The 25,289-nt window shown below is 68.3% G+C and carries 22 protein-coding genes; 13 read left to right on the top strand and 9 right to left on the bottom strand.

What is annotated here, in order from left to right; all coding sequences use genetic code 11:
- The first annotated feature begins 3 nt into the window (after positions 1-3).
- The 8 genes from ABD116_RS31900 (at position 4) to ABD116_RS31865 (ending at position 9,468) form a co-directional block, all read left to right on the top strand.
- The gene (locus tag ABD116_RS31900; protein WP_343978815.1) at positions 4-2,088 is read left to right on the top strand and encodes a bifunctional polysaccharide deacetylase/glycosyltransferase family 2 protein; all 2,085 of its coding nucleotides are present in this window, start codon (positions 4-6) and stop codon (positions 2,086-2,088) included.
- Between the two features lie 106 nt (positions 2,089-2,194).
- Entirely contained in the window at positions 2,195-3,133 is a 939-nt protein-coding gene (locus ABD116_RS31895) for a zinc metalloprotease (protein WP_343978812.1), read from the top strand.
- A 169-nt stretch (positions 3,134-3,302) separates the two neighbouring features.
- Positions 3,303-4,259 (top strand): hypothetical protein, encoded by a 957-nt coding sequence (locus ABD116_RS31890; protein WP_343978809.1) that lies wholly within the window; start codon positions 3,303-3,305, stop codon positions 4,257-4,259.
- Between the two features lie 244 nt (positions 4,260-4,503).
- Positions 4,504-4,953 carry a class F sortase gene (locus ABD116_RS31885; RefSeq protein ID WP_343979495.1) on the top strand — a complete coding sequence of 150 codons (450 nt, stop codon included), beginning with the start codon at positions 4,504-4,506 and terminating at the stop codon, positions 4,951-4,953.
- A gap of 41 nt (positions 4,954-4,994) precedes the next feature.
- Complete coding sequence (locus tag ABD116_RS31880) at positions 4,995-6,170, top strand: MFS transporter (RefSeq protein WP_343978806.1); 1,176 nt, start codon at positions 4,995-4,997, stop codon at positions 6,168-6,170.
- Positions 6,171-6,448: 278 nt separating this feature from the next.
- Positions 6,449-7,750, top strand: a complete 1,302-nt coding sequence (locus tag ABD116_RS31875) for a globin domain-containing protein (RefSeq protein ID WP_343978803.1) — start codon at positions 6,449-6,451, stop codon at positions 7,748-7,750.
- A complete protein-coding gene (locus tag ABD116_RS31870; RefSeq protein ID WP_343978800.1) occupies positions 7,698-8,216 on the top strand; it encodes a hypothetical protein in 519 nt (172 codons plus the stop codon). Before ABD116_RS31875 ends, ABD116_RS31870 begins: the two co-directional genes overlap by 53 nt.
- A 100-nt stretch (positions 8,217-8,316) precedes the next feature.
- On the top strand, positions 8,317-9,468 hold the full coding sequence (locus ABD116_RS31865) for a nitric oxide synthase oxygenase (RefSeq protein ID WP_343978797.1): 1,152 nt from the start codon (positions 8,317-8,319) through the stop codon (positions 9,466-9,468).
- 207 nt (positions 9,469-9,675) lie between these two features.
- On the opposite strand, the gene ABD116_RS31860 is transcribed toward ABD116_RS31865, so the two are convergent.
- From ABD116_RS31860 to ABD116_RS31850, 3 genes are all read right to left on the bottom strand, one after another.
- The gene (locus ABD116_RS31860; protein WP_343978794.1) at positions 9,676-11,790 is read right to left on the bottom strand and encodes a RecQ family ATP-dependent DNA helicase; all 2,115 of its coding nucleotides are present in this window, start codon (positions 11,788-11,790) and stop codon (positions 9,676-9,678) included.
- Positions 11,791-12,053: 263 nt separating this feature from the next.
- Positions 12,054-12,533: a redox-sensitive transcriptional activator SoxR gene (gene soxR, locus ABD116_RS31855; RefSeq protein ID WP_343978792.1), complete on the bottom strand. Its 480-nt coding sequence runs from the start codon at positions 12,531-12,533 to the stop codon at positions 12,054-12,056.
- 52 nt (positions 12,534-12,585) lie between these two features.
- Positions 12,586-13,863, bottom strand: a complete 1,278-nt coding sequence (locus tag ABD116_RS31850) for an MFS transporter (RefSeq protein WP_343978790.1) — start codon at positions 13,861-13,863, stop codon at positions 12,586-12,588.
- A 70-nt stretch (positions 13,864-13,933) separates the two neighbouring features.
- Here ABD116_RS31850 and ABD116_RS31845 point away from each other — a divergent pair, with 70 nt between their 5' ends.
- Positions 13,934-14,911: a GlxA family transcriptional regulator gene (locus ABD116_RS31845; RefSeq protein WP_343978787.1), complete on the top strand. Its 978-nt coding sequence runs from the start codon at positions 13,934-13,936 to the stop codon at positions 14,909-14,911.
- A gap of 1 nt (position 14,912) precedes the next feature.
- On the opposite strand, the gene ABD116_RS31840 is transcribed toward ABD116_RS31845, so the two are convergent.
- Positions 14,913-16,040: a M24 family metallopeptidase gene (locus ABD116_RS31840; RefSeq protein ID WP_343978784.1), complete on the bottom strand. Its 1,128-nt coding sequence runs from the start codon at positions 16,038-16,040 to the stop codon at positions 14,913-14,915.
- Here ABD116_RS31840 and ABD116_RS31835 point away from each other — a divergent pair.
- From ABD116_RS31835 to ABD116_RS31825, 3 genes are read left to right on the top strand one after another with little or no spacing between them, the layout of a single operon-like run.
- Entirely contained in the window at positions 16,039-16,875 is an 837-nt protein-coding gene (locus ABD116_RS31835) for an alpha/beta fold hydrolase (RefSeq protein WP_343978781.1), read from the top strand. The two genes, ABD116_RS31840 and ABD116_RS31835, sit on opposite strands and share 2 nt — an antisense overlap.
- A 9-nt stretch (positions 16,876-16,884) precedes the next feature.
- Positions 16,885-17,769, top strand: a complete 885-nt coding sequence (locus ABD116_RS31830; RefSeq protein WP_343978778.1) for an SDR family NAD(P)-dependent oxidoreductase — start codon at positions 16,885-16,887, stop codon at positions 17,767-17,769.
- Positions 17,766-19,445: an AMP-binding protein gene (locus ABD116_RS31825; protein ID WP_343978775.1), complete on the top strand. Its 1,680-nt coding sequence runs from the start codon at positions 17,766-17,768 to the stop codon at positions 19,443-19,445. The genes ABD116_RS31830 and ABD116_RS31825 overlap by 4 nt, the downstream gene beginning before the upstream one ends.
- Here ABD116_RS31825 and ABD116_RS31820 read toward each other — a convergent pair.
- From ABD116_RS31820 to ABD116_RS31800, 5 genes are all read right to left on the bottom strand, one after another.
- Entirely contained in the window at positions 19,432-21,285 is a 1,854-nt protein-coding gene (locus ABD116_RS31820; RefSeq protein WP_343978772.1) for an alpha-L-fucosidase, read from the bottom strand. The two genes, ABD116_RS31825 and ABD116_RS31820, sit on opposite strands and share 14 nt — an antisense overlap.
- Before the next feature lie 81 nt (positions 21,286-21,366).
- A complete protein-coding gene (locus ABD116_RS31815; protein WP_343978770.1) occupies positions 21,367-22,545 on the bottom strand; it encodes an NAD(P)/FAD-dependent oxidoreductase in 1,179 nt (392 codons plus the stop codon).
- Between the two features lie 6 nt (positions 22,546-22,551).
- On the bottom strand, positions 22,552-22,746 hold the full coding sequence (locus tag ABD116_RS31810) for a ferredoxin (RefSeq protein WP_343978767.1): 195 nt from the start codon (positions 22,744-22,746) through the stop codon (positions 22,552-22,554).
- A gap of 13 nt (positions 22,747-22,759) precedes the next feature.
- Complete coding sequence (locus tag ABD116_RS31805) at positions 22,760-23,974, bottom strand: cytochrome P450 (RefSeq protein WP_343978764.1); 1,215 nt, start codon at positions 23,972-23,974, stop codon at positions 22,760-22,762.
- Between the two features lie 118 nt (positions 23,975-24,092).
- Positions 24,093-24,713: a TetR/AcrR family transcriptional regulator gene (locus ABD116_RS31800; protein WP_343978761.1), complete on the bottom strand. Its 621-nt coding sequence runs from the start codon at positions 24,711-24,713 to the stop codon at positions 24,093-24,095.
- 145 nt (positions 24,714-24,858) lie between these two features.
- On the opposite strand from ABD116_RS31800, the gene ABD116_RS31795 reads away from it, so the two are divergent.
- A complete protein-coding gene (locus ABD116_RS31795) occupies positions 24,859-25,266 on the top strand; it encodes a universal stress protein (RefSeq protein ID WP_343978758.1) in 408 nt (135 codons plus the stop codon).
- Positions 25,267-25,289: the final 23 nt, after the last annotated feature.

The raw sequence follows: 25,289 nt of genomic DNA, 5'->3' as shown, positions 1-25,289 counted from the left end.
GTGATGCTGACCGTCCTGCTGGTCGGCCTGTCCGGCGCACTGCTGCTGAACGGCTACACCCACCACCTGTTCGGCAGCGCGCCCGACGGATCGGTGACAGCGACCGGCCCACACGATGGCGTGCCGGCCGCGATCGCCGACGGCGGTCCGGTCATCGACGCCGGCACGGGTGCTCCCCGGGCCGTCCGGCCGAAGGCGCGGACGATCGCGATCACCTTCGACGACGGACCCGATCCGGCCTGGACACCCCAGGTGCTCGACCTGCTCCGGGCCCAGAAGGTCAAGGCCACCTTCTTCGTCGTCGGCACCGAGGTCGCCGCCCACCCCGAACTCACCCGCCGAATAGTTGCCGAAGGCCACCAAATCGGCATCCACACCTTCACCCACACGAATCTGAGCTCGGCGCCGGCCTGGCGGCAGGGGCTCGAGCTCCGCCAGAGCCAGCTGATCCTGGCCGGCGCGACCGGCGTCAGTACGCCGCTGCTGCGACCGCCGTACTCGTCCGAACCCGACGCGCTGACCGATGCCGACTGGGCGTCGATCAAGCGCGCCCGGGACGCGGGCTATCTGACCGTCCTGACCACTCAGGACAGTGAGGACTGGCGCCGCCCCGGCACGACCCAGGTCATCGCGAACTCGATGCCCAAGGGCACCAGCGGCCAGATTCTGCTGATGCACGACGCAGGTGGTGACCGGAGCCAGACGGTGGCCGCGCTGCAGAAGCTGATCCCGGTCCTGAAGGCCCGCGGCTACCGGTTCGCCACCGTCAGCGACGCCGTCGGCATGGCGCAGCCGGTCCACCCCGCGAGCGCGATCGAGCACGGCCGCGGCATGGCCCTGATCGGTGCGATGCGGCTGAGCGACGGCATCCTGACCGTACTCACCTGGCTCCTGTACGCCGCCGGCGCGCTGAGCGTGTTGCGCGCCGTGGCCACCGTGGTCGCGGCCCGGCGCCATGCCCGCGAGCGGTACTGGTCGTGGGGCGACCCGGTCACCGAACCCGTCTCGGTCATCGTGCCGGCGTACAACGAGTCCGCGGGGATCGAGGCATCGGTCAGGTCGCTGGTCGCCTCGGACCATCCGGTCGAGGTGATCGTCGTCGACGACGGTTCGACCGATGGCACCGCCGACCTGGTCGAGTCGCTGGCGATTCCCGGCGTACGGGTGATCCGGCAGGCGAACGCGGGCAAGCCGGCTGCCCTCAACACCGGGCTGCAGGCGTCGTCGCACGAGTTGGTCGTGATGGTCGACGGGGACACCGTCTTCGAGCCCGATGCGGTCCGCATGCTGGTGCAGCCGTTCGCCGACCCGGCGGTCGGAGCCGTGTCCGGCAACGCGAAGGTCGGCAACCGTGGTGGGTTGCTGGGGCGCTGGCAGCACATCGAGTACGTCGTCGGCTTCAACCTGGACCGCAGGCTGTTCGATCTGGCCGAGTGCATGCCGACCGTGCCCGGTGCCGTCGGCGGGTTCAGGCGTGGCGCGCTCGAGCGGATCGGTGGTCTGAGCGACGTCACGCTCGCGGAGGACACCGACCTGACGATGGCGCTGTGCCGGGACGGCTGGCGGGTCGTGTACGAGGAGCGCGCCCGCGCGTGGACCGAGGCGCCGGCCAGCCTCGGCGCGCTCTGGCGGCAGCGCTACCGCTGGTGCTACGGCACGCTCCAGGCGATGTGGAAGCATCGCGGCGCCTGGATCCAGCGCGGTCAGGCCGGCAAACTCGGCCGGCGCGGGCTGACCTACCTGATGCTCTTCCAGGTTCTGCTACCGCTGCTCGCGCCAGCCGTGGACGTGTTCGCGATCTATGGCCTGGTTTTCCTGAACCCGTTGCGAGTCGGTCTGGTCTGGGCCGGTTTCCTGGCTCTGCAGCTCGGCATGGGCCTGTACGCCTTCCGGCTCGACGGCGAGAAGGCCGGGCCGCTGTGGAGCCTTCCGCTGCAGCAGTTCGTTTACCGCCAGCTCATGTACCTGGTCGTCATCCAGTCGGTCTTCACCGCTCTTGCCGGCTCCCGGCTGCGCTGGCAACGGATGGAGCGGTACGGCAGCCTCGGCGTCCCGCCCACGGCTCCGTCCACCGAAGGATTTCCCTGAGTTTCCCGATTTTTCCACGTTATCGCTTCCGAATCAGGAAGAAGGCCCGCATCATTCCGGCAACCGGCCGCCCGCCCAAGCGGCCCGATCCGGAGAGGCGCTCCCGATGCGATCTTTCACTCCCCGTCTCCGCGCGCTCGCCGTCAGCCTGGCCGGCGCCGCGCTCGTCTTCAGCCCGGTCGGCGGCCAGGCGACCGCCAAGGCCCCGGCAGAGCAGAAAGCCGACTGTTTCGTCCCGCCGGCCGGTGCGGCCGCCAAGGGCGGCCGGGGCGCTGACACCCGCGACATGACCGTCGCCGAGCAGAAGGCGATCGAGGCCCGGACGGCTCAGTTGCTGAAGGCCAAGGCCGCCCGCGGCCTCGGCGTACCGAAGGGTGCGCTGGCTGCTGCGACCGTTCCGGTCTACATCAACGTGATGCGGGATGCCGCCGGCAACGGTGACGTCACCGACACGCAGATCTCCCAGCAGATCGCCGTGCTCAACAAGACGTTCGGTGGTCAGGAGTCGTCGGCGGCGGCCAACACCGGCTTCACCTTCACCCTGGCCGGTACGTTCCGCTACAACAACAACAACTGGCACAAGGACAAGCAGAGCTCGACCTACCGCAAGCAGACCCGCAAGGGCGGCAAGAACGCGCTCAACATCTGGCTGGTCGACTTCTCCTACCTCGGCATCGCGACCTTCCCGTGGGACTACGCGCAGAACCCCGGCATCGACGGCATCCGCGTGCAGTACACGTCACTGCCCGGCGGTTCGGCGACCAACTACAACCTCGGCGAGACCGCGACCCACGAGGCCGGCCACTGGTTCGGGCTCTACCACACCTTCCAGGGCGGTTGTACGAGCACGAACGACGAGGTCTCCGACACGCCCGCGCAGAGCAGTTCCACCAACGGCTGCCCGGAAGGCCGCGACTCCTGCTCGCTGCCGGGTCTCGACCCGATCCACAACTACATGGACTACTCCTACGACTCCTGCTACAACCAGTTCACCCCGGGGCAGAGCTCCCGGATCAGCAGCATGTGGACGGCGTACCGCGCCTGACAGTCCGGCCCACAACAGCCGCCCCGGTCCGTACCGGGGCGGCTGTTGTATTTGGCAAGGACTTTCCACATGCGTTGCTAGTTGACCAAGGCAACGAAAAGCGCATACTGCAGTGGAGATCCCTTCCTGAATCGAGGCCGTGATGGCACAGACAGGTAGTCACTCCCGCATGGGCACGATCATCGCCACGGCCGGAGCGTTGTCGCTGTTGTCAGGTGCGACCGCGCTGGCCGCACCTGCGATCGCCCCCGTCGACTCGGGAGCCGTTGCCGCGGCCCCGCAGGCCGATCCGCCCGGGAACAACGGCACGATCAAGATCGAGGGCACCGACATCCAGAGCGGGCCGCCGGACAACAACCCGCACCAGGGCTGCACCTTCGTGGTCGAGTTCTACAACTACGACCAGGGGAACCTGAGCGCGACCGTGCTCTTCCAGGACCAGGCACCGACCGCGAACGGTGGCCTGCAGGTGGAGTCCGGTGACCTGACGCCCTTCATCGGCGGCGACCCGGCCGGCGGCGGCAACGATCTGGACGCGAAGGAGACCTACACCCTCTCGTTCAGCGGCCCACCGCATCCGCAGCAGGGCTACCACGTGAAGATCACCGTGCACGCCCAGGGTTCGATCGGTGCGGACACCAAGCACAAGGTCTTCTGGGTCGAGGGTTGTACGCCGCCCACCACACCTCCCACCACCCCGCCGACCACTCCACCCACTACTCCCCCGACGACACCGCCCACCACGCCCCCGACCACTCCACCCACTACGCCTCCTACAACCCCGCCGACCACTCCTCCGACCAGTCCGCCCACCACACCTCCCACGACGCCACCGACGACGCCGCCCACCACACCTCCGACGACACCGCCGGTCACGCTGCCCACCGACGTACCGAGCTCTCCGGCGACGTCCACGACCAGCGCGCCGGTCGCACCGACCACCACGGCGCCGACGACCGGTGTGCCGACAGCGGTCGACGCGGGTCTCGCCGGTAGTACAGGCGACAACAGCTCAGACGGCAGACCACTCAACGCACTCGGCGGAGGGCTGCTCGCGGCCGGTGGTCTGATGCTGGCAATAGGCGCCGCACTCGTGCTCCGGCGCCGGGGCAGGCACAGTAGCTGACGTGACCAACGCCCGGCGACGCGGACGACCCGCCCCACTTCGGTGGGGTGGGTCGCTCGCTCTCGCCGGGATCGCCCTGGCCCTGACCGGCGCCTACCTGCAAGTCGACGACCGAGCAGGCGCTGTCCCGCCCGACGTAGCGACACCAGCCATTCCCCACCGACCGGCGTCAGCAATTCCGCACCGATCCACCCCGCACACTGCAGCGCCGCCGGGCCGGACCAAGACGACAGCGCCGCCCCGCATACCGGCGGCAAGGCCAGGCAGACCCCTGGAGCTGTCCATCCCCCGGTTGCAGGTCACAGCGCCAGTCGTCGGCATCTCTACCGAGCAAGGCGCACTGATCCCGCCCTCCAACCCACAGAAGCTCGGTTGGTGGACCGGCGGAGCTCAACCCGGAGCCCGCGTCGGGTCAGCCATCATCACCGGCCACACCGTGCACACCGGCGGCGGCGCGTTCGACAACCTGGCCCTACTCCGGCCAGGCGACGACGTCGCAGTGGCCACCTCCCGAGGACAGCTCGGCTACCGAGTCACCACCGTCACGACGTACCGGAAACAAACCCTCGCGAAGAACGCGGCGCACATCTTCGACCAGACCGTTCCGGGCCGCCTGGTCCTGGTCACCTGCGAAGACTGGAACGGCAAGGTCTACCTCAGCAACTCGGTGGTCGTCGCGCAGCGAGTCACCTGACCAGACGGGGCGGAATCCGCTGTCCTGCTAGCTTTGACGGCGTGGCGACCGACCGGCGGATGTGGCCCTTGTACGCCGCCGGCTTCACGACCGCTTTCGGTGCGCATGCTGTGGCGGCGAACCTGGGTGGGTTCTCTGCGGATGCCGTGAAGTCGCTGCTGACGCTCGGGGTCCTGCTGGCCTTGTACGACGGCGCGGAAGTGGTACTCAAGCCGGTCTTCGGCACCATCGCCGACCGGATCGGCGCCCGCCCGGTACTGCTGGGCGGTTTGGTCAGCTTCGCGATCGCGTCCGGGCTGTACGCGGTCGCCGACAGCCCCGGCTGGCTCTGGGTCGCGCGGCTCGGGCAAGGTGCGGCCGCGTCGGCCTTCTCGCCGGCTGCCTCTTCGTTGGTGGCCCGGCTCAACCCGGCGGCCAAGCACGGCCGAGCGTTCGGCAGCTACGGCTTCTACAAGAGCATCGGCTACACCCTCGGGCCGCTGGTCGGCGGCGCGTTGGTGTGGCTGGGTGGGTTCCGCTTGCTGTTCGTGGTGATGACCGTGCTCGCGATATCGGTGGCCCTGTGGGCGTTGCTGGCCGTCCCGATGACGCCGCCGCTGCCCCGGACTCGGCAGACGGTGCTCGATCTGGCTCGGCGCCTGACTGATCCAGTGTTCCTCCGCCCGACCGCTGCCCTGGCCGGCGCGACTGCGGCCTTGTCCGTCGGGGTCGGGTTCCTACCGGTTACCGGCGCGGCGGCTGGGCTCGGTACGGTCGCCACCGGTGCGGCAGTGTCGGTCCTGGCGGCGACTGCTGCGCTGGTTCAGCCACGTGCGGGTCGGGCCCTGGATGCTGGGCGCATCACCGCGCGGGGCGGACTCGGGATCGGATTGCTGGTCGCTGCCGCAGGGATGGGATGCGCGACGCTGCCCGGCCTTCTCGGCGTACTGCTTGCGGCAGTACTGATAGGCGCCGGCACCGGCCTCATCACGCCGCTCGGCTTCTCCGCGCTGGCGTCATCCACCTCTCCGGCACGCCTGGGCCAGACCATGGGAACGGCCGAGCTCGGCCGCGAACTCGGCGACGCGGGCGGACCGTTGCTGGTCGCCGGAGTAGCCACCGCGGCCAGTCTCACCTACGGCTACGCGGTACTGGCCGTTCTCCTCGCGGCCGGCCCGGCCTACTACTTCTGCGCTACGAGATCAAGAGGTGGGCAGGCGAATCGCGAACCAAATTGATTGCCTCTGGCAACTTTAAGGGCTGTGGTCCAGACAGGTAAGCGATTGCTGGAAGATTTCGAGACGAATAGGTCCGTTTGGCCAGTTTCAGTGGGTTGAGGCGGGGGTAGTCGAGAGAGGTCTGAAGATTCGCAGGACTCGGGGACTGGATTGGGAGGGAACCCTTGTCAGCACAGTCGGCATGCGCCACCGACGACGAACGGTTGTACAGAATGCCCAGCGATGGGTGGTCCGGATCTGTCGAGGAGCTGCCTTTCCGAGCCGGATAACGAATCCCTATGGATGCCTACGCCCTGCAGCGCAGCTGGGACCTCGTCACCGAACACGGCGAACAGGTTCCGCTGTACTTCTACTCGCACCTTTTCGTGGCCCACCCCGAGGTCCGGTCGATGTTCCCGCTCTCGATGGCGAATCAACGGGACAAGTTCGTCGGCGCCCTCGGCCGGATCGTCAGCCACGCCGACCAGCTGGAGAAGGACGCGCCCTTCCTGCAACATCTGGGCCGGGACCACCGCAAGTACGCCGTCGTCGCGGAGCACTACAACGCCGTCGGCGCCTCGTTGTGCGCCACTCTGATGCATTTCCTGGGGTCCGAGTGGGACGAGGAGCTCGCCGCGCACTGGACGGCGGCCTACCAGCTGGTCGCGCGGATCATGGTCGAGGCGGCCGAGACCTCCTCGGAGACCACGCCCGACTGGTGGGACGCCGACGTGATCTCCGCCGAGCGGCGGACGATGGACCTGACCCTGCTGACGGTCCGTCCCAGGCGTGCTTTCCCGTTCTTGCCCGGCCAATCGCTGTCGATGGAGATCCCGCAGCGCCCACGGCAGTGGCGATACTTCAGCCCGGCCAACGCTCCGCGTCAGGACGGCTCGATCGACCTGCAGGTACAGCAGATCGACGGCGGCCAGGTGAGTCCGACGGTCGTCCGGTCCCTGAAGGTCGGCGATGTCGTGAAGCTGGGCGCGCCGGTCGGTGAGCGGCTGACCCGGCGAGAAGGCGACCCGAGGGACTTGCTGCTCGCGGCCGGAGGAACCGGGTTGGCTCCTTTGCTGGCAGTCCTGGAGCAGATCGACCTGGAGTGGCAACGATTTCATATTGGACCAACTGTCCATCTGCTGCACGGCGTACGGATGCCCTGGCATCTCTACGACCGGCCGCGGCTGAGGGAGCTGGCCGAGAAACGACCGTGGTTCGAGTACACGGAGGTCGTCTCCGACGACCCGTCCTACCCCGGAACGCGCGGGAAGGTCGGCACGGTCGCGGCCAGGCAGTCGCTGACCGGTCGTACGGCGATGGTGTGCGGCGGACCGCAGATGGTCGCGCACACCCTGGAGCAGCTGGCCGCGGCCGGTATGCGTCCCGAGCACATCAAGTACGAGCACTTCTACTACGCAGCCGCGGGCGAACAAGCCGCCGGCCCGGCGCTCTCAGGTCAGGAGACAGCAAGTGACGATCACCAACCGCCGACACCGCTCTCCACATCAGACACCGCGCTCCATCCGGGAAGAGACGTTCCAGCGGCGGATGCGCGGCCTCGACGCGGGCAAGGTCTACGGCTACCTCGACCTGCTCGCTGACCAGGTGCAGGCCACCGAACTCGAGCTGCGCGAGGCCAAGGCCAAGAACGAACGCCTCCAGGCCGAGCTGCAGCGCGGGAAAGCGGAGTTGCAGCGGATGAAGGCCGAGCTGGAGCAGCACGAGCAGGCCGGCGACAAGGTGAACGAACAGGTCATCCAGATGTTCAGCCAGGCACAGCTGGTGGTCGAGGAGATGGTGCAGGACGTCAGCCGGGACGCCCGCGAGCGGATCGGCCAGGCGCGCGCCGAGGAACGCAAGATCGTCGCGGCGGCGATGGACACGGCCGGCGAGCAGGTCCGTTCGTACGCCCGGACGGCGCACGCGCACATGCAGGAGATCGTGGACTCCTTCGCCACCGAGGTGGACCAGATCCGCCCGGTGCCACCGGCGGAACCAGGCCAGACATTGGCTGACCGCACCAAGGGCTGGCCGCCCGAGTTCGGTAGCGGTCTGGGACCGGCCTGATATGACCGCGTGGCGCAGGACCTCCCCGACTGGCCGGCGTGCGTCACCAGGGCCCGGGCGGGTTCGGGCACGGGTCGACCGCATGGTGGGCGGTGGGCCCGTGCACGAACGTCGTATCGGCCATGCCGAGGCCGAGCTGGTCCGGGCCGCGGCCGAGGAATTCCTCACGCTGTTCTACGCCGAGAATCCGCAGGCCGGCTCGATCGGACCGCGGATGGCGGCGGTGGGACGCGAGATCGATCGCACCGGGACGTACTGGCACACCACCGAGGAGCTGACCTTCGGCGCGCGCGTCGCGTGGCGCAACAACGCGCGCTGCATCGGCCGGCTGTACTGGCACAGCCTGCAGGTGCGCGATCTGCGGACCGTCTCCGGCGCCGGTGAGGTCGCCGAGCACTGCTTCGACCATCTGCGCGAGGCACACAACGGCGGCAAGATCCGGCCGATGATCAGCGTGTTCGCTCCCGAGACGCCGACCAGATCCGCCCCCAGGATCTGGAACGAGCAACTCATCCGGTACGCCGGCTACGAACAGCCGGACGGTCAGTCCCTCGGCGACCCCCGCTACCGAGCCTTCACCAGCGAACTCATCCGCCGCGGGTGGCAGCCACCCGCCATCCCCGGTGCCTTCGACGTGCTGCCCCTCGTGGTGGAGACCTTCGAGGAGGGCCCGCGATTGTTCCAGCTCCCCGACGAGGCGATCAACGAGGTCCACCTCGAACACCCCGAGCTCCCCTGGTTCGCCGACCTCGGTCTGCGCTGGCACGCGGTTCCGGTGATCAGCAACAACCGCCTCGACATCGGCGGCGTCTCCTACCCCGCTGCCCCCTTCAACGGCTGGTACATGGGCACCGAGATCGGCGCCCGCAACCTGGGCGACAACGATCGCTATGCCCTGGTCCCCGAGGTCGCCGAGCGGATGGGCCTGGACACCTCGTCCGAGACAACGCTCTGGCGAGACCGCGCCCTGATCGAGCTCAACCGCGCCGTCCTGCACTCCTTCAGCGCGAAGGGAGTCAGCATCACCGACCACCACACCGAGTCCCGCAGATTCCTCCTCCACCTGGAACGCGAAGAACGAGCCGGCCGCAACTGCCCCGCCGACTGGACCTGGATAGTCCCACCCCTCTCCGGCTCCCAAACCCCCGTCTTCCACCGCTACTACACGACCGAATCCCAAGGCCCCACCTTCACCGCCGACCCAGACACCACCAGCCGAGGACTCCAAGGCACTCCCCCCGCATTCCTCTAGGCTCACGAGCCGCCCGCCCCCTGGCCTACGGGCCGCTCGCCTCCCCTGGCCTACGGGGCGCCCGCCCTCCCCTGGTCCGCGGGCCGCTCGCCCTCGCCTGACCTACGGGGCGCCCGCCCTCCCCTGGTCCACGGGCCGCTCGCCCTCGCCTGGCCACGGGAAGCTGGCCCTCTGCTCTACGGGCTGCGCGCTCGGTGGTCCTCTCCTCTACGGCCTCCGGTGGATGAGGAGGGGAAGGACCGCCGCGGCGCCGGCCTCGCGGAGTTTGGCGGCGGCGACGGTGATCGGCCATTGGGAGGATGAGGCGTCGACCACCAGCAACACCGAGCGGTCGGTGATCGACTGGGCCGTAGTGGCGTCTACCGAGAGGCCGTCTCGCCAGACCTTGGCTTCTTCGGCGGAGGAGAGGTCGTCGGTGTAGGCGGAGTTGTCGACGGTGAGTTCGGCGCGCTCGAGGCGACCGATCTCGGCGAGGTGGTCGGCGACGTCGGTGACCAGTTGGCGATGACCTGCCGCAGGGAGCGTGACGACGACCTCTGGCCGGCGGGACCACGCGTCGCGCCAGCGGGAGAGGGCCGCGACGCAGCCTGCCTTGAGGGCGTCCAGCGAAGCTCTGTCCGGTGTAGAGCTGAAGACCGAGCGGATGACCTCACGCCACTCCGGCGCGTCGGCGTAGACGATGCTTCGGCCGGGCTCGGCCGATAGTGCGGGTGGGATCTTGCCCTTCGCGCCGAACGCGCCGCCCGGCCACATCTTGCGGGGCTCCAGTACATGGGTCTCACCCCGCAACATCCGGGTGATCGCCTCGACGGTCTCCGGCTCGGGCGCTGCGCTCAACGGGTCGGGCAACAGACCGAGGCAGACGGAGCAGCGTCCGCAGCGCTCGGCGGACGGGTCGTCCAGCGACTCCTGCAGTAGTTGCATGAGGCAACGTTCGCCGCGGGTGTAGGCGCGCATGATGTCGGCCTCGCGGCGGCGTACCGAGACGATGCCGTCGTAGTGGGCGGCGTCGAAGGTCCAGTCGGTGGAGGTCCGCACCCAGCCACGCTCCACCCGCTCGACCGCGCCGTCGACCGCCAGCTGCTTCAGCATCAACTCGACGCGCCCGCGCCGCAGCCCGGTCTCCGCCTCGAGCGAAGGCACCGTCGCCGGTTGGTCCGGTCCGTACGCCTCCAGCCCGCGCAGCAACCGGTTGACCTGCTCCGGTACAGGGATCGTCGCGGTCGCGAAGTAGTCCCACACGCCTGCATCTGCGTCGGACGGCAGCAAGGCGACGACTGCGTGGTCGATGCCACGCCCAGCGCGTCCGACCTGCTGGTAGTAAGAAACCGGTGACGGCGGCGACCCCACATGCACCACGAAGCCGAGGTCAGGCTTGTCGTAGCCCATCCCGAGGGCCGACGTCGCGACCAACGCCTTCAACTCGTTGCCCCGCAAGGCATCCTCGAGCCGCTCCCGCTCCCCCGCTTCGAGCTGCCCCGTGTACGCCGCAACGGGAACAGCCGCTCCATGGATCTCCTGGATGGCCGCCGCCAACCGCTGCGCGTCCGCGACCGTCAACGTGTAGACGATGCCCGACCCGGGCAGCTTCGGCAGATGGTCGACCACCCAGGCGAACCGGTCCAGTGGCGACAACGCGTCCAAGACGGACAGCTGAAGGCTCGACCGAGCCAGCGGACCACGGAGTACCAGTGTCGATGCACCTAGCTGGTGCGCCACGTCATCGGTCACCCGGGCGTTCGCCGTCGCCGTCGTCGCCAGCACCGGCGTGGTCGGGTTCAGCTTCTGCAGCACGTCGGAGACGCGCCGATAGTCGGGCCGGAAGTCATGTCCCCAGTCCGAAACCGCATGCGCCTCGTCGATCACCAGCAGGCCGATCTGCCCAGCCAACGCGTCGAGCACGCGCCTGCCGAAGCCCGGATTGGCCAGCCGCTCCGGCGATACCAGGAGTACATCGATCGCACCCGAACGCAGGTCGCTCTCGATCCCCGACCAGTCGTCCACGTTCGACGAGTTCAGCGTCGCCGCCCGTAAGCCCGCCCGGCCGGCCGCGCCCACCTGATCGCGCATCAACGACAGCAAGGGTGAGACGACCAAGGTCGGCCCGGCGCCCTCCGACCGGCGGATCGCCGTCGCTGCCCAGTAGACAGCCGACTTGCCCCAGCCTGTCGCTTGGACGACGAGCACCCGCGCATTCGGCTCGCACAACGCCGCGACCGCGGTCTCCTGGTCAGCCCGAAGACTCGCGCCGTCTCCGGCGATCGCGCGGATCAGTCCCGCAGCGGTCGCCGCCCGATCATCCGACAGCTTGATGTCACCCATGCCGACGACCCTAGACGCCACCACCCCCAGCCCGCTCGGCCGCACTCACAACCTGTGGACAACCCACCCAAGCCGCCGCCCTCTCCCCCACGCCTCATCTCAGGGGTTATCCCCTCAGTTGGTGGGTTGCCACCTCGGAATCAAGGGCGGCAACCCACCAACTGAGGGGATAACCCCTGAGATGAAAGCGTCGGGGGGTGGGTAGAGCGGCGTCGATGTCGGGCGGGGTGGGGCGGTGGGGCGGGTGGGGCGGGTGGGGTGGGTTAGTGACAGGTGGCTGGGTGGCTGGGGGCTCCGGCTGGGTCTATGAGGCGTTGGGGGCCGGGGCCTTTGGTTGCCAGGGTGTCGTACGGGTTGGCTAGCGCGCAGCGGTCGAGGGAGAGGCAGCCGCAGCCGACGCAGTCCTTGAAGTCGTCGCGGAGTTGTTCCAGGTGAACGATCCGGCGGTCGAGCTCGGCCTGCCAGCACTCGGAGATGCGTCCCCAGTCCTGCCGGGTCGGCGTCCGGTTGTCCGGCAGCAGCGCGAGGATCGCGGCCACCTCGGCGAGCGGAATGCCGACCCGTTGCGCGATCCGGATCATCGCCACCCGGCGCAGGGTGTCGCGCTTGTACCGGCGCTGGTTCCCCGTCGTCCGCCGGCTGATGATCAGGTTCTGCCGTTCGTAGAAATGCAGCGCGGAGATCGCCACCCCGCTGCGCTCCGCCAACTGCCCGACCGTCATCTCGCCCGGTTCGATCTCCACCGCGTCGCCTCCCCCGGTCAACCTCAACTAATGTCGAGGCTAACCGAGCGACTCAGGCCACGGCGATCCGGCGTCCGATACTCGCCGACATCAACGCCGCCGCCGCACACAGTCCACCGGCCAGGTACCAGGCCAGGTTGTAGCTCCCCTGCGCATCCCGGATCGCGCCCGCACCGGTAGCCGCGATCGCAGCACCGATCTGGTGCGAGGCGAAGACCCAGCCGAACACGATCGGCCCGTCCGCCCCGAACCACTCCCGGCACAGCGCGACCGTCGGCGGCACAGTCGCCACCCAGTCCAGCCCGTAGAAGATGATGAACACCCAGACACTCGGCTGCGCCGTCGGCCCGAGCAGGGACGGCAGTACCAACAGCGATAGCCCACGCAGCGAGTAGTACGCGATCAGCAGGTACCGCGGGTCCCACCGGTCAGTCAGCCAGCCAGACACGATGGTGCCGCCCACATCGAAGATCCCGACCAGGGCGAGCAGCGATGCGGCAGTGGTCGCAGGCATCCCATGGTCATGCGCAGCAGTCACGAAATGCGTACCAACCAGACCATTGGTCGACGCACCACAGATGGCGAACCCACCAGCCAGCAACCAGAACGCAGGCCGATGCATAGCCTTCCAGAGCGCAGTCAACGCCCGTACGCCGCTGTTGCCGGTCGTCTCGACCCGCTGCCCCGCAGCACTCCCCTCCGGAGCGCCGTACGCCCGCAGCCCGACATCACTCGGGTAGTCCCGCAGGAACAGCAACACCAGCGGTACTACGGCAAGCGCCGCCCCGGCCGCGACCAACGCGGGCACCCGCCACCCGTAGGCACCGGCGAGGTGAGCGATCAAGGGAAGAAAGACCAACTGCCCAGTCGCACCGGCCGCCGTCAGGATGCCGGTCACCAGTCCACGGCGCTCGACGAACCAGCGCCCGGTGATCGTCGCGACGAAGGTCATGGACATCGACCCGGTACCGACCCCGACCAGCAGCCCCCAGCAGAGCAGCAGCTGCCACGACGAGTTCATGAAGATGGTCAACCCGCTGCCCAGCGCGATCAGCACCAGCGCGCCGCTCACGACCTTGCGCAGCCCGAGCCGATCCATCAGCGCCGCGGCGAACGGCGAGATCAGGCCGTACAGCAGCAGATTGATCGACACGGCCGCCGAGATGGTCGCGTGCGACCAGCCGAACTCCTCGTGCAACGGGTCCAGCAGCACGCTCGGCACGGACCGGAAACCGGCCGCGCCGATCAGGGTGATGAAGCCGACCGCAGCGACGGGCCAGGCGCGGTGCAAGCGCCGACGGACCGCCTTCTTCTCTAGAATCTCTGTCACCAGGCGAGTCTGAGGCAGGAATTCGCCGCGAACCAGTGGCCAGACCGCCACCATGTGTCAAGATGTGGCCATGGCTACTCAGCTCACGCCACACCGGGTCGCGGTACTGGCCCTGGAGCCGGTCGTCGGCTTCGACCTCACCATTCCGCCGACCGTGCTCGGTGAGGCGACCACCGCCGACGGCACCCGGCTGTACGACGTGAAGATCTGCGGGCTGGAAGCGGGCAAGCCGGTCCGGGCAGCCCTCGGGTTCACCATCCTTCCCGACTTCGGCGCCGAGATCCTCGCCGAGGCCGACACCGTGATCGTCGCCGGCACGTACATCCCGCAGCCGCGCAACGAAGGGACCCTGCCCGACGACCTGGCCGCGGCACTGGCCACTGTCCGGCCCGACGCGAGGATCGCCTCCATCTGCACCGGCGCCTTCGTACTCGCGGCAGCCGGTCTGCTCGACGGCAGGCCCGCGACGACGCACTGGCAGCGCGCCGACTTGTTCCGCAACCTCTACCCGAAGGTGCTGCTCGACGAGGACCTGCTCTTCATCGACGACGGCGACATCATCACCTCGGCCGGGCTCGCGGCCGGTGTCGATCTCTGCCTGCATCTGATCCGTCGCGACTTCGGCAGCGAGGTCGCCAACCGGGCGGCCAGGCACTGCGTTGTCGCCCCCTGGCGAGACGGCGGCCAATCACAGTTCATCGACCGCGTCGTACCGGACGAAGGCACCGACGGTACTGCGCCCACGCGCGCGTGGGTGCTCGAGCGACTCGCCGACGAGATCACCCTCGGCGCGATGGCCGATCACGCCCGGATGAGCGTCCGCACCTTCAGCCGCCGCTTCAAGGCCGAGACCGGCCAATCCCCCGGCAACTGGCTACTCCAGCAACGCGTCCGGCACGCCTGCCATCTCCTGGAGACGACAGGTCTTCCGGTCGAACGCGTCGCCGAAGCCGCCGGCCTGGGCACGGCTGCCTCCCTGCGTCACCACCTCCGCAACGAAGTCGGTATCCCACCCCTCGCCTACCGCAAAACCTTCCGCGCGAGCTGAATCAGACAACCATCAGTTGGTGCGGACGTTGATTGACGGACTCGACCCCGTCCTCCGTCACGACCACGATGTCCTCGATCCGCGCACCCCAGCGACCCGGCTGGTAGATGCCCGGCTCGATGCTGAACGCCATCCCTGGTTCGAGAATCAGCTCGTTCCCACTGACAATGTACGGCTCTTCATGCACGTCGAGCCCGATCCCATGTCCCGTCCTGTGGATAAAGAACTCACCGAGCCCCGCCGCCGCGATCACCTCCCGCGCAGCCGCGTCGATCGACTCCGCACTCACCCCCGGCCGCACCGCGTCGACCGCAGCCTGCTGCGCCAGCCGCAACACCTCGTACGTCGCAACGACATCAGCCTCACGCGGCTCCCCCACCGAATACGTCCGGGTGGAGTCCGAGCAATACCCCTCCGGAATCGGCCCACCGATATCCACCACCACAACGTCGCCCGGCTCGATCACCCGATCCGACAGCGAGTGATGCGGGCTGGCCCCATTAGGACCGCTCGCCACGATCACGAAGTCGGCCGCGACGTGCCCTTCCTCGACGATGGCCGCCGCGATGTCCGCGCCGACCTCCGCCTCGGTACGACCGGCCCGCAACCACTCCCCGACGCGCGCGTGCACCCGGTCGATCGCCGCTCCCGCCTTGCGCAGTGCCTCGACCTCCGCCGCGTCCTTGCGCATCCGCAGCTCGCGCACGATCGGTCCGGCCAGCACCTGCTCGACGCCGGGTAGCGCGGCCCGCATCGCGAGCACATGCAACGCCGGAGTGAAGTCGCTGACCGCCACCCGATCGGGCTTGCCGAGCCGGTCGACGGCAGCGGCGTACGGGTCGTCGCCGTCGACCCAGGTGACGATGTCGATGCCGAGCTCGGCAGTCGGTACATCGTCGTACCCGGGTGCTTCCAGCTTCGGTACTACGAGAGCCGGCCGCCCGTCGGCGGGGATGACCAGCGTGGTGAGGCGTTCGAGCGAGCCGCCTTCGCGGCCGAGGAGGTAGCGCAGGTCGGAGCCCGGCGCGATCAGCAGCCCGGTACCGGCGGCCGCCTCCCTCGCGCGCTCCAGCCGCGAAAGAAGTACTGCGGAATCTGTCTGAGGCGAGTGCGAAGATCTGCGAGACATGCGTCCGACAGTACTTCCGAAAGGCACGGCGATGGCTCTGCACCACGTCTCCCACGGCGAGGGCACTCCGGTGCTCGCGCTGCACGGCTGGACTCCTGACCACCGGCTGATGACCGGTTGTCTCGAGCCGATCTTCGCGGAGCGGCCCGGCTACCGCCGGCTCTATCCGGACCTGCCAGGGATGGGCAAGAGCTCCGGCGATGGAGTCGACAGCTCGGACGGCATCATGGCGGCGCTCCGGGAGTTCATCGACACCGAGATCGGCGCCGAGCCCTTCGTGCTGATCGGCGAGTCGTACGGCGGCTATCTGGCGCGCGGGCTGGTCGCCGAGCGGCCCGACCAGATCCTCGGACTCGGCCTGATCTGCCCGATCGGGATCGCGCTGGAGCATGCTGAGCGGATCGTGCCCGAGCACGTCGTACTGGAGTCGGATCCGGCAGTGCTCGCGACACTGACCCCGGCGCAACTCGAGGACTTCACCGAGATCTCCGTACTCCAGACGGCCGACGTCCTGCGGCAATACCAAGCGGACGTCGAGCCTGGGCTGGACGCGGCCGACCTCCGGGCGATGGCGCGGATCCGGCGCAACTGGGCGCTGACGACCGCCCCGGAGAGCGGGCCGATCTACACGCGGCCGTCGCTGATCCTCTGCGGCCGGCAGGACTCCATCACCGGCTATGCGGACCAGTACCCGCTGCTCGACCATTACCCTCGCGCCTCGTACGCCGTACTCGATCGCGCCGGTCACAATCTGCAGATCGAGCAACCCGCGCTGCTCGGGGTATTCGTCAACGACTGGCTGGAGAGGATCGCCACAGAGGCTACTAGTGGGTAATGTCGGGGTATGGAGACTGCGAAGCGTCCGTTCGGGTGGCCTCTGCTTGTCGCGTTGACCAACGGGCGGAAGCGGATCACCGACGACCGCTTGGCCTTTGCGGTGCGCGGCAAGGTCGCGCTGGTGACGGGTTCGTCGTACGGGATCGGTGAGGCGACGGCCAAACGGCTGGCGCGCGCTGGGGCGACCGTGCTGTTGCTGGCGCGGACGGCGGCGCAGCTCGAGGTCGTGGCCGAGGAGATCCGGGCTGACGGGGGTAAGGCCTTCGTCTACCCGGCGAACCTGGCCGACCCGGCGGCGGTCGAAGAGGTCGTCGCGAAGGTACTGGCCGAGCACGGGCATGTCGACGTGCTGGTGAGCAACGCGGGCAAGTCGATCCGGCGGTCGGTCGCGGATTCGTACCAGCGGTTCCACGACATCGAGCGGACGAACGCGGTCAACTACCTCGGGCCGGCCAAGCTCGTCCTCGAGCTGCTGCCGTCGATGCGCGAGCGCGGCTCCGGGCACATCGTCAACGTGTCGACTGCGGGGGTGCGGACTCCGCCGATGGCGCGGTGGTCGGCGTACCTCGCGTCGAAGAGCGCGTTCGACATGTGGTTGCGGTGTGTGTCGCAGGAGGTGCGCGACGATGGGGTGACGACGTCGACTGTCTATATGGGGTTGGTGCACACCCGGATGAGTTCGCCGACACCGTTGCTGAACAGTCTGCCCGGGTTGAGCCCGGAGCAGGCCGCCGATCAAGTCTGCGCGGCAGTCGCCGACAAGCCCCACAACATCACCCCACCGCTGGTCCGCCCGGCCGATGCCTTGGGCAATCTCTTCCGGGTGCCGACCGACCGCTTGTTCGAGCAGTACTACCGCCTCTCCAACCGCCCCCGCAAAGAAGACCGATGACGCCGCGGCGGCTGAGGCCGCGGCCGATCGGGCCGATGCGGCCGCCGGACTGGCTGGTGCGTGCTGCTGGTGAGCTCAGCGGGGTGTCCGTCGCGCTGGTGCGGTCCGGAGTCTGGCGGTCGGCGCGGCCGGCGCAGCTTGTGGCGATCGAGCGCGCACTGCGGCAGTGGGGTCAGTCGATGGCGGCGCTGGGTGCGATCGCCGCCATCCGCTTCCCCGACCAGCCGGCGGTGATCGACGAGCGCGGCACGATCACCTACCGCGAGCTCGATCGACGCTGCTCACGACAGGCGGCCGCGCTGCGAGCGCAGTACGGAATTGTTGCCGGCAGCAGGGTCGCCGTGCTCTGCCGCAACCACCGCGGCTTCCTCGAAGCAACCCTCGCCGCCTCCCGCCTCGGCGCCGACGTCCTCTTCGTCAACACCGAATTCGCACCCCCACAACTCAAGTCCGTCCTCGCATACCACCACCCCGACCTCCTCATCCACGACGAGGAATTCACAGCAGCCGCCGGAGACCTCCCCACAGTCATCGCCTGGCAGGCGGATGCCACCGGCCGGCCGGCTGCAGCGGAGAGCCCACGCCCGTCATCTGCGACGCTCGATGACCTTGCCTTGAGCGAAGCGCCGGAGGCGCCGGCACCGAGCACCCCTGGGCACATCACCATCCTCACGTCGGGGACTACAGGGGCTCCGAAGGCGGCGCCGCGCGCGCCTACTGCTTTGGGCCTGGCCGGCCTGACTGCTAGTGCGCTCAATCGGATCGGGTTGCGGGCGGGTGAGCCGATGGTGATCTGTCCGCCGTTGTTCCACGGGCTGGGGTTGCTCAACTCCATGCTCGCGCTGTTCCTCGGATCGCCGCTCATCCTCGCTCGCCGGTACGAGGCTGCCGCGGTGCTCGCGTCCGTCGACAAGCACCGGGCCGGCAGCATCGTCGCAGTGCCGGTGATGCTGCAACGGATGCTCGACGTCGGTCCGGCCGCGATCGCCGAGCATGATCTTCGGTCACTCAGAGCCGTCATCTCGGGCGCCGCCGCGTTGGGTCCGGCGCTGGCCGAGCGGTTCATCGCGCAGTTCGGGCCGATCCTCTGCGACGCCTACGGGTCCAGCGAGATCGGGATCGCGACCATCGCCACCTCGGCCGACCTCCTGGCAGCACCCGGCACAGTCGGGCGGCCCTGCCTCGGCAGCTCCGTCAGGATTCTCGACGACCACGATCAGCCAACGAAGACTGGCGTCACCGGGCGCATCTTCGCGGGCGGCGGGCTCGTGTTCGGCGGGTACGAGGACGGCAGCAGCAAGACGGTCGTCGACGGCCGGATGAGTACCGGCGATCTCGGTCACCTCGACAGCGCCGGACGGTTGTTCGTCGACGGCCGCGAGGACGACATGATCGTGTCGGGCGGCGAGAACGTGTACCCGGTCGAGGTCGAGGACTGCCTGATGAGTCACCCCGGTGTCGTCGAGGCGGTGGTGGTCGGCGTACCGGACGACGAGTTCGGGCAGCGCCTGGTGGCGTACGTAGTACCGGCCGGTGAGGTCACCGAGGACGACCTGATCCAGCACGTCCGCGCCAACCTCGCCCGCTACAAGACGCCTCGCAGGATCGTGCTGGTGGAGGACCTCCCCCGCAACGCGACGGGGAAGATCCTCCGCGACAAGCTCAGCGAGAGCTGACACCCAGAGCAGCGCCGACCTCAGCGAGCCGGTCCGTGTAGACCTTGTCCATCCGCCCGTCCTGGCTCGGCCCGACGTTCAGCAGGTACTGGTAGCCGTGGTCGCGCTCGTACGTCTCCTCGGCCACGATGTCCGCCGTCGACCGCGGCTCGACCGACTGATCGGTGTGGAACCAGTCCCAGTTGCTGGTGCTGATCATGTCCGACATCTGCACCGGATCGGTCAGCCCGGCCGGCGGCCGCCCGTCCTCGTACTCCAGCAGGTCCGACGTCGCGACCGTGTCATTCTTGTCGTTGTTCACGATCACCGTGCCGGGCGAGACGTTGTGCACGAACGCGGCCACCTGCTCGTACGGAATCTTCCCGTACCCCGGCGCGAAGGTCCACGCGTCGAACCACAGCTGATTGACGAACCCGTACTGCGTGAGCAGCTCGCGCAACTGGTTGATCACCAGCTCCGTGGTCTCCCCATTGCTCCGATCCCAGATCGAGTAGTACAGCCCCACATTCAACCCGGCCTTGCGGAACGAGTCGGCGTACTTGCGCACGACATCGTCCCGATAGGGGCTTGAGGCAACGTCATAGCTGTTCGACGCGGTGTCCCACAGCGCGAACCCGTCATGGTGCTTCGTCGTGAGTACGCCGTACTTCATCCCGGCGCTCTTGGCAGCCGCGGCCCACTGATCGGTGTCGACCGTCGTCGGGTTGAAGACGCTCGGCGAGGTGTTCGGCGTCGCCCACTGCTCGTTCGTGTACGTTCCGAGCCCGTAGTGGATGAACATGCCGAACTGGTTCTCGCGAACGTGCTTGGCGACATCCGCAGGGACCAGCAGCTCGTTGCTGAAGATCTGCACCTCGGCCAGCGTGAGATAGCCGGTCAGCGCCGACTGCACCCGGACGTAACGAGCGGTGTTCCCGTTGCCGATCGACGCCGAGCGCCCGATGTCCCTCACCCGGTACGAGTGGACGCCCGGCTGCTTGAGCGTCTTCTTCAGGTCCGTCGAGGTGAACGGCTTGTCCGAGGTGATGACGTAGAAGTCCTCCAGCCGGTCCTGGCAGCAGTCGGTCCGGTTCCAGACGACGACCGACGTCAGCTTCTTGCTCGCTCCGAGATCGGCCTGCCACCAGGGATTGAGCTCCGAGGCCGTATGGCTGAGCGACTTGCTGCTCCAGTTCCCATCGGTGCTGCCGTCCTGGGCACGGGTCGGCACGCCACCGTCGAGGACGCTCGACTGCGTAGTACTGGCTGCCAATGCGACGTTCCGGTACGGCGAAACGGGGGCCGGCGCGGCCTTGCGGACCTCGACCTCGGCCAGGGCGAGTGCGTTGTGGCCGTTGAGCTGGATGCGGACGTACCGGCCGTCGCGACCGATCGGCAGCTCGACCTTACCGGCGACGCGATCGACGTGGTACGCCGAGACGCCGGCCTGGTTGCGCACGTCGGCCAGCGAATCGGAGGTGAACGGCTGGTTCGAGACGAGCACGTAGAAGTCGGCGAGACGGGCGAGGCAACAGTCCGTGCGGTTGTAGATCGTGACACTGCCGAGCTTCTGCTTGCTCTCCAGATCGACCTGCCACCAGGGCTGGTCCTGCTCGGCGGTGTGCGACAACGATCCGTTCCAGAATCCGCCGTCGGTGTTGCCGTCGACGGCGCGGGCGGCGGGCGCGCCGATCTCGTACTCCGAACTCTGGGTCGCCGTTCGGCCCAGCGCGAGATCGTCCCCGGCGACGATCGCCGAGGCCTGCGTGGTGGTGGGGACGGTGAGGGCCGCGGAGGCCAGTGCGGTGATCAGGATGCCGGTGAGGATCCGGCGCCTACGGGTTCGACCTGCTGTGGACACAGCGATCTCCTGCCGTTCGTCGGGGCGATGACGAACGGGAGCGTAGACAATAAATTATGAAAATACTAGATCCTATCGGATCTATGATGTTGCGGAACTCCAGTCTGTTCCTTCGACGACGTGCTGACGCAGCAGGCGCGCCTGGCGCGGGAGATTCCAGGCAAGCGCTCCCACCACTCGGTCGCCGTCGCCATACACAGCGGCGAACCGGCCCTCCACCGGATCACCGGCGACGATCCGGAAGTCGAGGTCCTCACCCGAGCGGCCGTACACCTGGATCTTCACGTCGTACTGGTCGGTCCAGAAGTACGGAACCGGTTCGAACGCGATCCCCTGCCCCAGCAGGTTCTTCGCGGCCGCGGTGGCCTGCTCGGTCGCATTCATCCGATGCTCCAGCCGCCGCCGGCCGATCCCCGGATGCTCCCAAGACGCAACATCCCCAGCCGCAACCACACCCGGCGCCGCAAAGCAGTACTGATCACATTCGATCCCGTCACCGACGACCAGCCCGCTACCCACGAGCCACTCCGTCGCGGGCGTCGCGCCGACCGCCACAAGCACCAGATCAGCACCAACCGTCGAGCCATCGGACAGCTCGACGCCTGCAACTCGATCGTCCTCACCGGCCAGTGCGGTGACGCCCGCACCACAGCGAACATCCACTCCCTGCGATTCATGCAACTGCGCCAGCAAGCCCCCCATCTCGGGACCGAACTGCCTGATCATCGGAGCCGGCAACGGATCGATCATCGTCACCGACAACCCCAGCTCCCGGGCAATCGCTGCCACCTCAGCACCGAGGAAGCCGGCGCCGACTATCGCCACCGACCGTGCGGCTCGAAGACCGTCGCGGAGGGCGAGGGTGTCGTCGAGGGTGCGGAGGAGGTGGACGCCGGCCAGGTCGTGGCCGAACGGGAGTCGCCGGGGCGTCGCGCCGGTGGCGATGACCAGGCCGTCGTAGCCGAGGATCCGTCCGTCGGCGAGGGTGAGTTTGCGCGCCGACGGGTCGAGCGCGACAGCCGCAGTACCGAGGATCCAGGTGGCGTCGAGGTCGGCGAGCAGGTCGTCGGAACGCAGTACGATCCGCTCCTCGTCCCAGACGCCGCGCAGGATCTGCTTCGACAGCGGCGGCCGGTCGTACGGCGATCGCGCCTCCTCCCCCACGATGGTCAGCTCACCCGCATAGCCCTCGCGCCGCAGCGCCTCCGCCGCGGTCAGACCCGCGGCGGATGCACCGACGACGACTATCTGTGAGAGCACGCGCGGCTACTCCGCCACCGTGATCGCGAGCGCCGGGCAGATCCGCGCAGCCTCCCGCGTACCTTCCTCGGCGTCGGCGGCCGGCCGCTCCTCCAGCAGTACGGCGATGCCGTCGTCATCGCGCTGGTCGAACACGTCCGGCGACGACAGCACGCACTGCCCCGAGCCGATGCACTTGTCTTGATCGAGAACAACCTTCATCGCAGTACCCCTCTCACCAGGTGACCGGAAGCGCGTGGACGCCGTAGATGGCCATGTCGTGCTTGAACGGCAACTCGTCGACCGGAACGGCCAGTGCCAGCGTCGGAATCCGCTTGTAGAGCGTGCTGTAGACGACCTGCAGCTCGACCCGCGCAAGTGGTTGCCCAAGGCATTGATGTATCCCGTACCCGAAGGCAACGTGATGCCGGGCCGAGCGGTGGATGTCGAGCTTGCCGGGATCGGGGAAGGCCTCCTCGTCGCGGTTCGCGATCTCGGTCGCGACGATGACGCCTTCACCCTTGCGGATCAACTGGCCGCCGACCTCGAGGTCCTCCAGCGCCACGCGCCGGCGGCCGTTGTGGACGATGGTCAGGTAGCGCAGCAACTCCTCGACGGCGTTGGCGACCAGCTTCGGGTCGTCGGTGTCGCGGAGGTCGGTGAGCTGGTCGGGGTTCTCGAGCAGCGCGACCGTACCGAGGGCGATCATGTTCGCGGTCGTCTCGTGCCCGGCGATCAGGAGCAGCAGGCCCATGTCGACGATGTCCTCGACGCTCATGTCACCCGGTCGCATCTGCTCGACGATCAGCCGGCTCAAGAGATCGTCGGCAGGCCCCTCGTTCTTCCGGTTCACCAGATCCCGGAGGTACGCCCGCAGTTCGTCGCTCGCCGCCTTCGATTCGGCAGCGGTGTTCTCCCGCCGGAGCAGCGTCTTGCCGAGCCGGTGGAAGAGCCCGCGATCCTCGTACGGGACGCCGAGCAACTCGCAGATCACCAGCGACGGCAGCGGCAAGGCCAGCGTCTCGACCAGGTCGACCGGCTTCGGCCCGGCCAGGATGTCGTCGATCAGGCCGTCGGTGATCGCCTGGATCCGCGGCCGCATCGCCTCCACCCGCTTGATCATGAAGTCCGCCGTCACCAGCCGGCGCTTGGCGGCGTGCTCGGGGTCGTCGCGGACGATGAACGCGTTGAACTGACCCCGGTTCACCGCCTGCGCCTCGGTGCTGAACGGGAACCCGTCGTTGCGCGGGTCGGAGCTGATCCGCGGATCGGCCAGCACCTGCCGGCTGTGGTCGTACCGGGTCACCATCCACGGCGTACTGCCGTCCCACAGCTTCACCCGAGACAGCGGTTCCTCAGCCTGCAGCCGATCCAGCTCCGGCGGCGGATCGAACGGGCACTTGCCGCGCGCCATCGGATAGGTCGGTACGTCTTCCACGATCTCGGTCATCGTCGACTCCCCAGAGTTACCGAACGATTGTTTTCTTACTGAACAAACGTTAGGTAACTCGACGCGACGACACCAGACAGTGAGAGTCAGATCACAATTCGTGAGCGGTAGCTGCTGGTCAGACGAAGATGAGCGAGACCAGGTCGTCGAGGAAGTCCTCGGCCGGGTGATTGAGCTGTACGCCGTCCAGCAGCGCCGCCCGGCCGTAGACGCTGACGAAGACCAGCGACGCGGCCCGGCTGCTCGGGACCCGGAGCGGGTGACCGGCCTCGGCGCAGCGGTCGAAGGCCGTGATGAAGCTGGTGAAAACCTTGGTCAGCGGGACGCTGACCGGGCGCTCACCACTGACCGCACTGCGCGCTGCCTTGCCGAACAGCAGCCGGTAGTGCCCCGGCTTCTCGTCGGCGAAGTCGCGGTGGGCGTGCACCTGGGCGCGGACCCGGCCCATCACGTCCGCGGGGTCGAGACTCTCGTCGGCCGCGGCCATCGCCTTGATCAACAGGTCGAACTCGTAGTCCACCAGACCGTCGATCAGCGCGGCCCGATCGGCGAAGTGCTGATAGATGCTGGCCGGTGCGATCCCGACGGCCCGCGCAACCCCGCGGATGGTCAGGCCGTCCTCGCCACCCAGCTCGGACAGCAGCCGGCCGGCGCCTTCGAGGATCTCGATCCGGAGCCGGTCGCCCTCGCCCCAGCGGTTGCGCACCCGCTGTTCGGTGATGGTCTCGTCGTCCGGCATCTGGTCATTGTCTCTCAGTGATGGTCCTGATTCGGTGAACCTGAAGGCAATGTACGCGGTGGCGCGCCGGTACAGGTTGCGGAACGCTCTTCGGCGAGGACGACTGATGTCGGGAGCAACCAGTGGTGATGAGAGAGTGGGCCTCGTGAAGATTCTGGTGGGCTACGTACCGACGCCCGAAGGCGAGGCCGCGCTCGAGGCCGCCGCCGCCGAAGCCGAGCTGCGCGGAGCCGCCGTCCTGCTGCTCAACACGAGCCGCGGCGACGCCTACGTCGACTCCCGCTACGCGAACCAGGCCGAGCTGGACGCGGCCGAGGCCCGCCTGCGGGAGCGCGGCGTCGAGGTGACGATCCAGCAAGCGGTCGGCACCGGCGACGTCGCCCACGAGCTCATCCGCGCCGCCGAGCAGAACGACGTCACCCTCATCGTCCTGGGCCTCCGCCGCCGCAGCCCCGTCGGCAAACTCATCCTCGGCAGCACCGCCCAACGAGTCCTCCTCGAATCCCCCGTCCCCGTCCTGGCAGTAAAGGTCCCCACCTCCCGCGACGACTGAGAAAGCGGTCTCCGGGGTAAACC

The sequence above is a fragment of the Kribbella koreensis genome, assembly GCF_039525325.1.
GTDB classification, from domain to species: Bacteria; Actinomycetota; Actinomycetes; order Propionibacteriales; family Kribbellaceae; genus Kribbella; species Kribbella koreensis.
Note: the sequence above shows the minus strand (reverse complement) of the source record. Positions and strands in the feature narration are given on the sequence as shown.

What these genes read in the sequence shown, in the direction of transcription:
- ABD116_RS31900 (WP_343978815.1), top strand. Translation starts at nt 4, where the DNA reads ATGCTGACCGTCCTGCTGGTCGGCCTGTCCGGCGCACTGCTGCTGAAC.
- ABD116_RS31895 (WP_343978812.1), top strand. Translation starts at nt 2,195, where the DNA reads ATGCGATCTTTCACTCCCCGTCTCCGCGCGCTCGCCGTCAGCCTGGCC.
- ABD116_RS31890 (WP_343978809.1), top strand. Translation starts at nt 3,303, where the DNA reads ATGGGCACGATCATCGCCACGGCCGGAGCGTTGTCGCTGTTGTCAGGT.
- ABD116_RS31875 (WP_343978803.1), top strand. Translation starts at nt 6,449, where the DNA reads ATGGATGCCTACGCCCTGCAGCGCAGCTGGGACCTCGTCACCGAACAC.
- ABD116_RS31870 (WP_343978800.1), top strand. Translation starts at nt 7,698, where the DNA reads ATGCGCGGCCTCGACGCGGGCAAGGTCTACGGCTACCTCGACCTGCTC.
- ABD116_RS31860 (WP_343978794.1), bottom strand. Translation starts at nt 11,790, where the DNA reads ATGGGTGACATCAAGCTGTCGGATGATCGGGCGGCGACCGCTGCGGGA.
- ABD116_RS31845 (WP_343978787.1), top strand. Translation starts at nt 13,934, where the DNA reads ATGGCTACTCAGCTCACGCCACACCGGGTCGCGGTACTGGCCCTGGAG.
- ABD116_RS31835 (WP_343978781.1), top strand. Translation starts at nt 16,039, where the DNA reads ATGCGTCCGACAGTACTTCCGAAAGGCACGGCGATGGCTCTGCACCAC.
- ABD116_RS31840 (WP_343978784.1), bottom strand. Translation starts at nt 16,040, where the DNA reads ATGTCTCGCAGATCTTCGCACTCGCCTCAGACAGATTCCGCAGTACTT.
- ABD116_RS31830 (WP_343978778.1), top strand. Translation starts at nt 16,885, where the DNA reads ATGGAGACTGCGAAGCGTCCGTTCGGGTGGCCTCTGCTTGTCGCGTTG.
- ABD116_RS31825 (WP_343978775.1), top strand. Translation starts at nt 17,766, where the DNA reads ATGACGCCGCGGCGGCTGAGGCCGCGGCCGATCGGGCCGATGCGGCCG.
- ABD116_RS31810 (WP_343978767.1), bottom strand. Translation starts at nt 22,746, where the DNA reads ATGAAGGTTGTTCTCGATCAAGACAAGTGCATCGGCTCGGGGCAGTGC.
- ABD116_RS31805 (WP_343978764.1), bottom strand. Translation starts at nt 23,974, where the DNA reads ATGACCGAGATCGTGGAAGACGTACCGACCTATCCGATGGCGCGCGGC.
- ABD116_RS31800 (WP_343978761.1), bottom strand. Translation starts at nt 24,713, where the DNA reads ATGCCGGACGACGAGACCATCACCGAACAGCGGGTGCGCAACCGCTGG.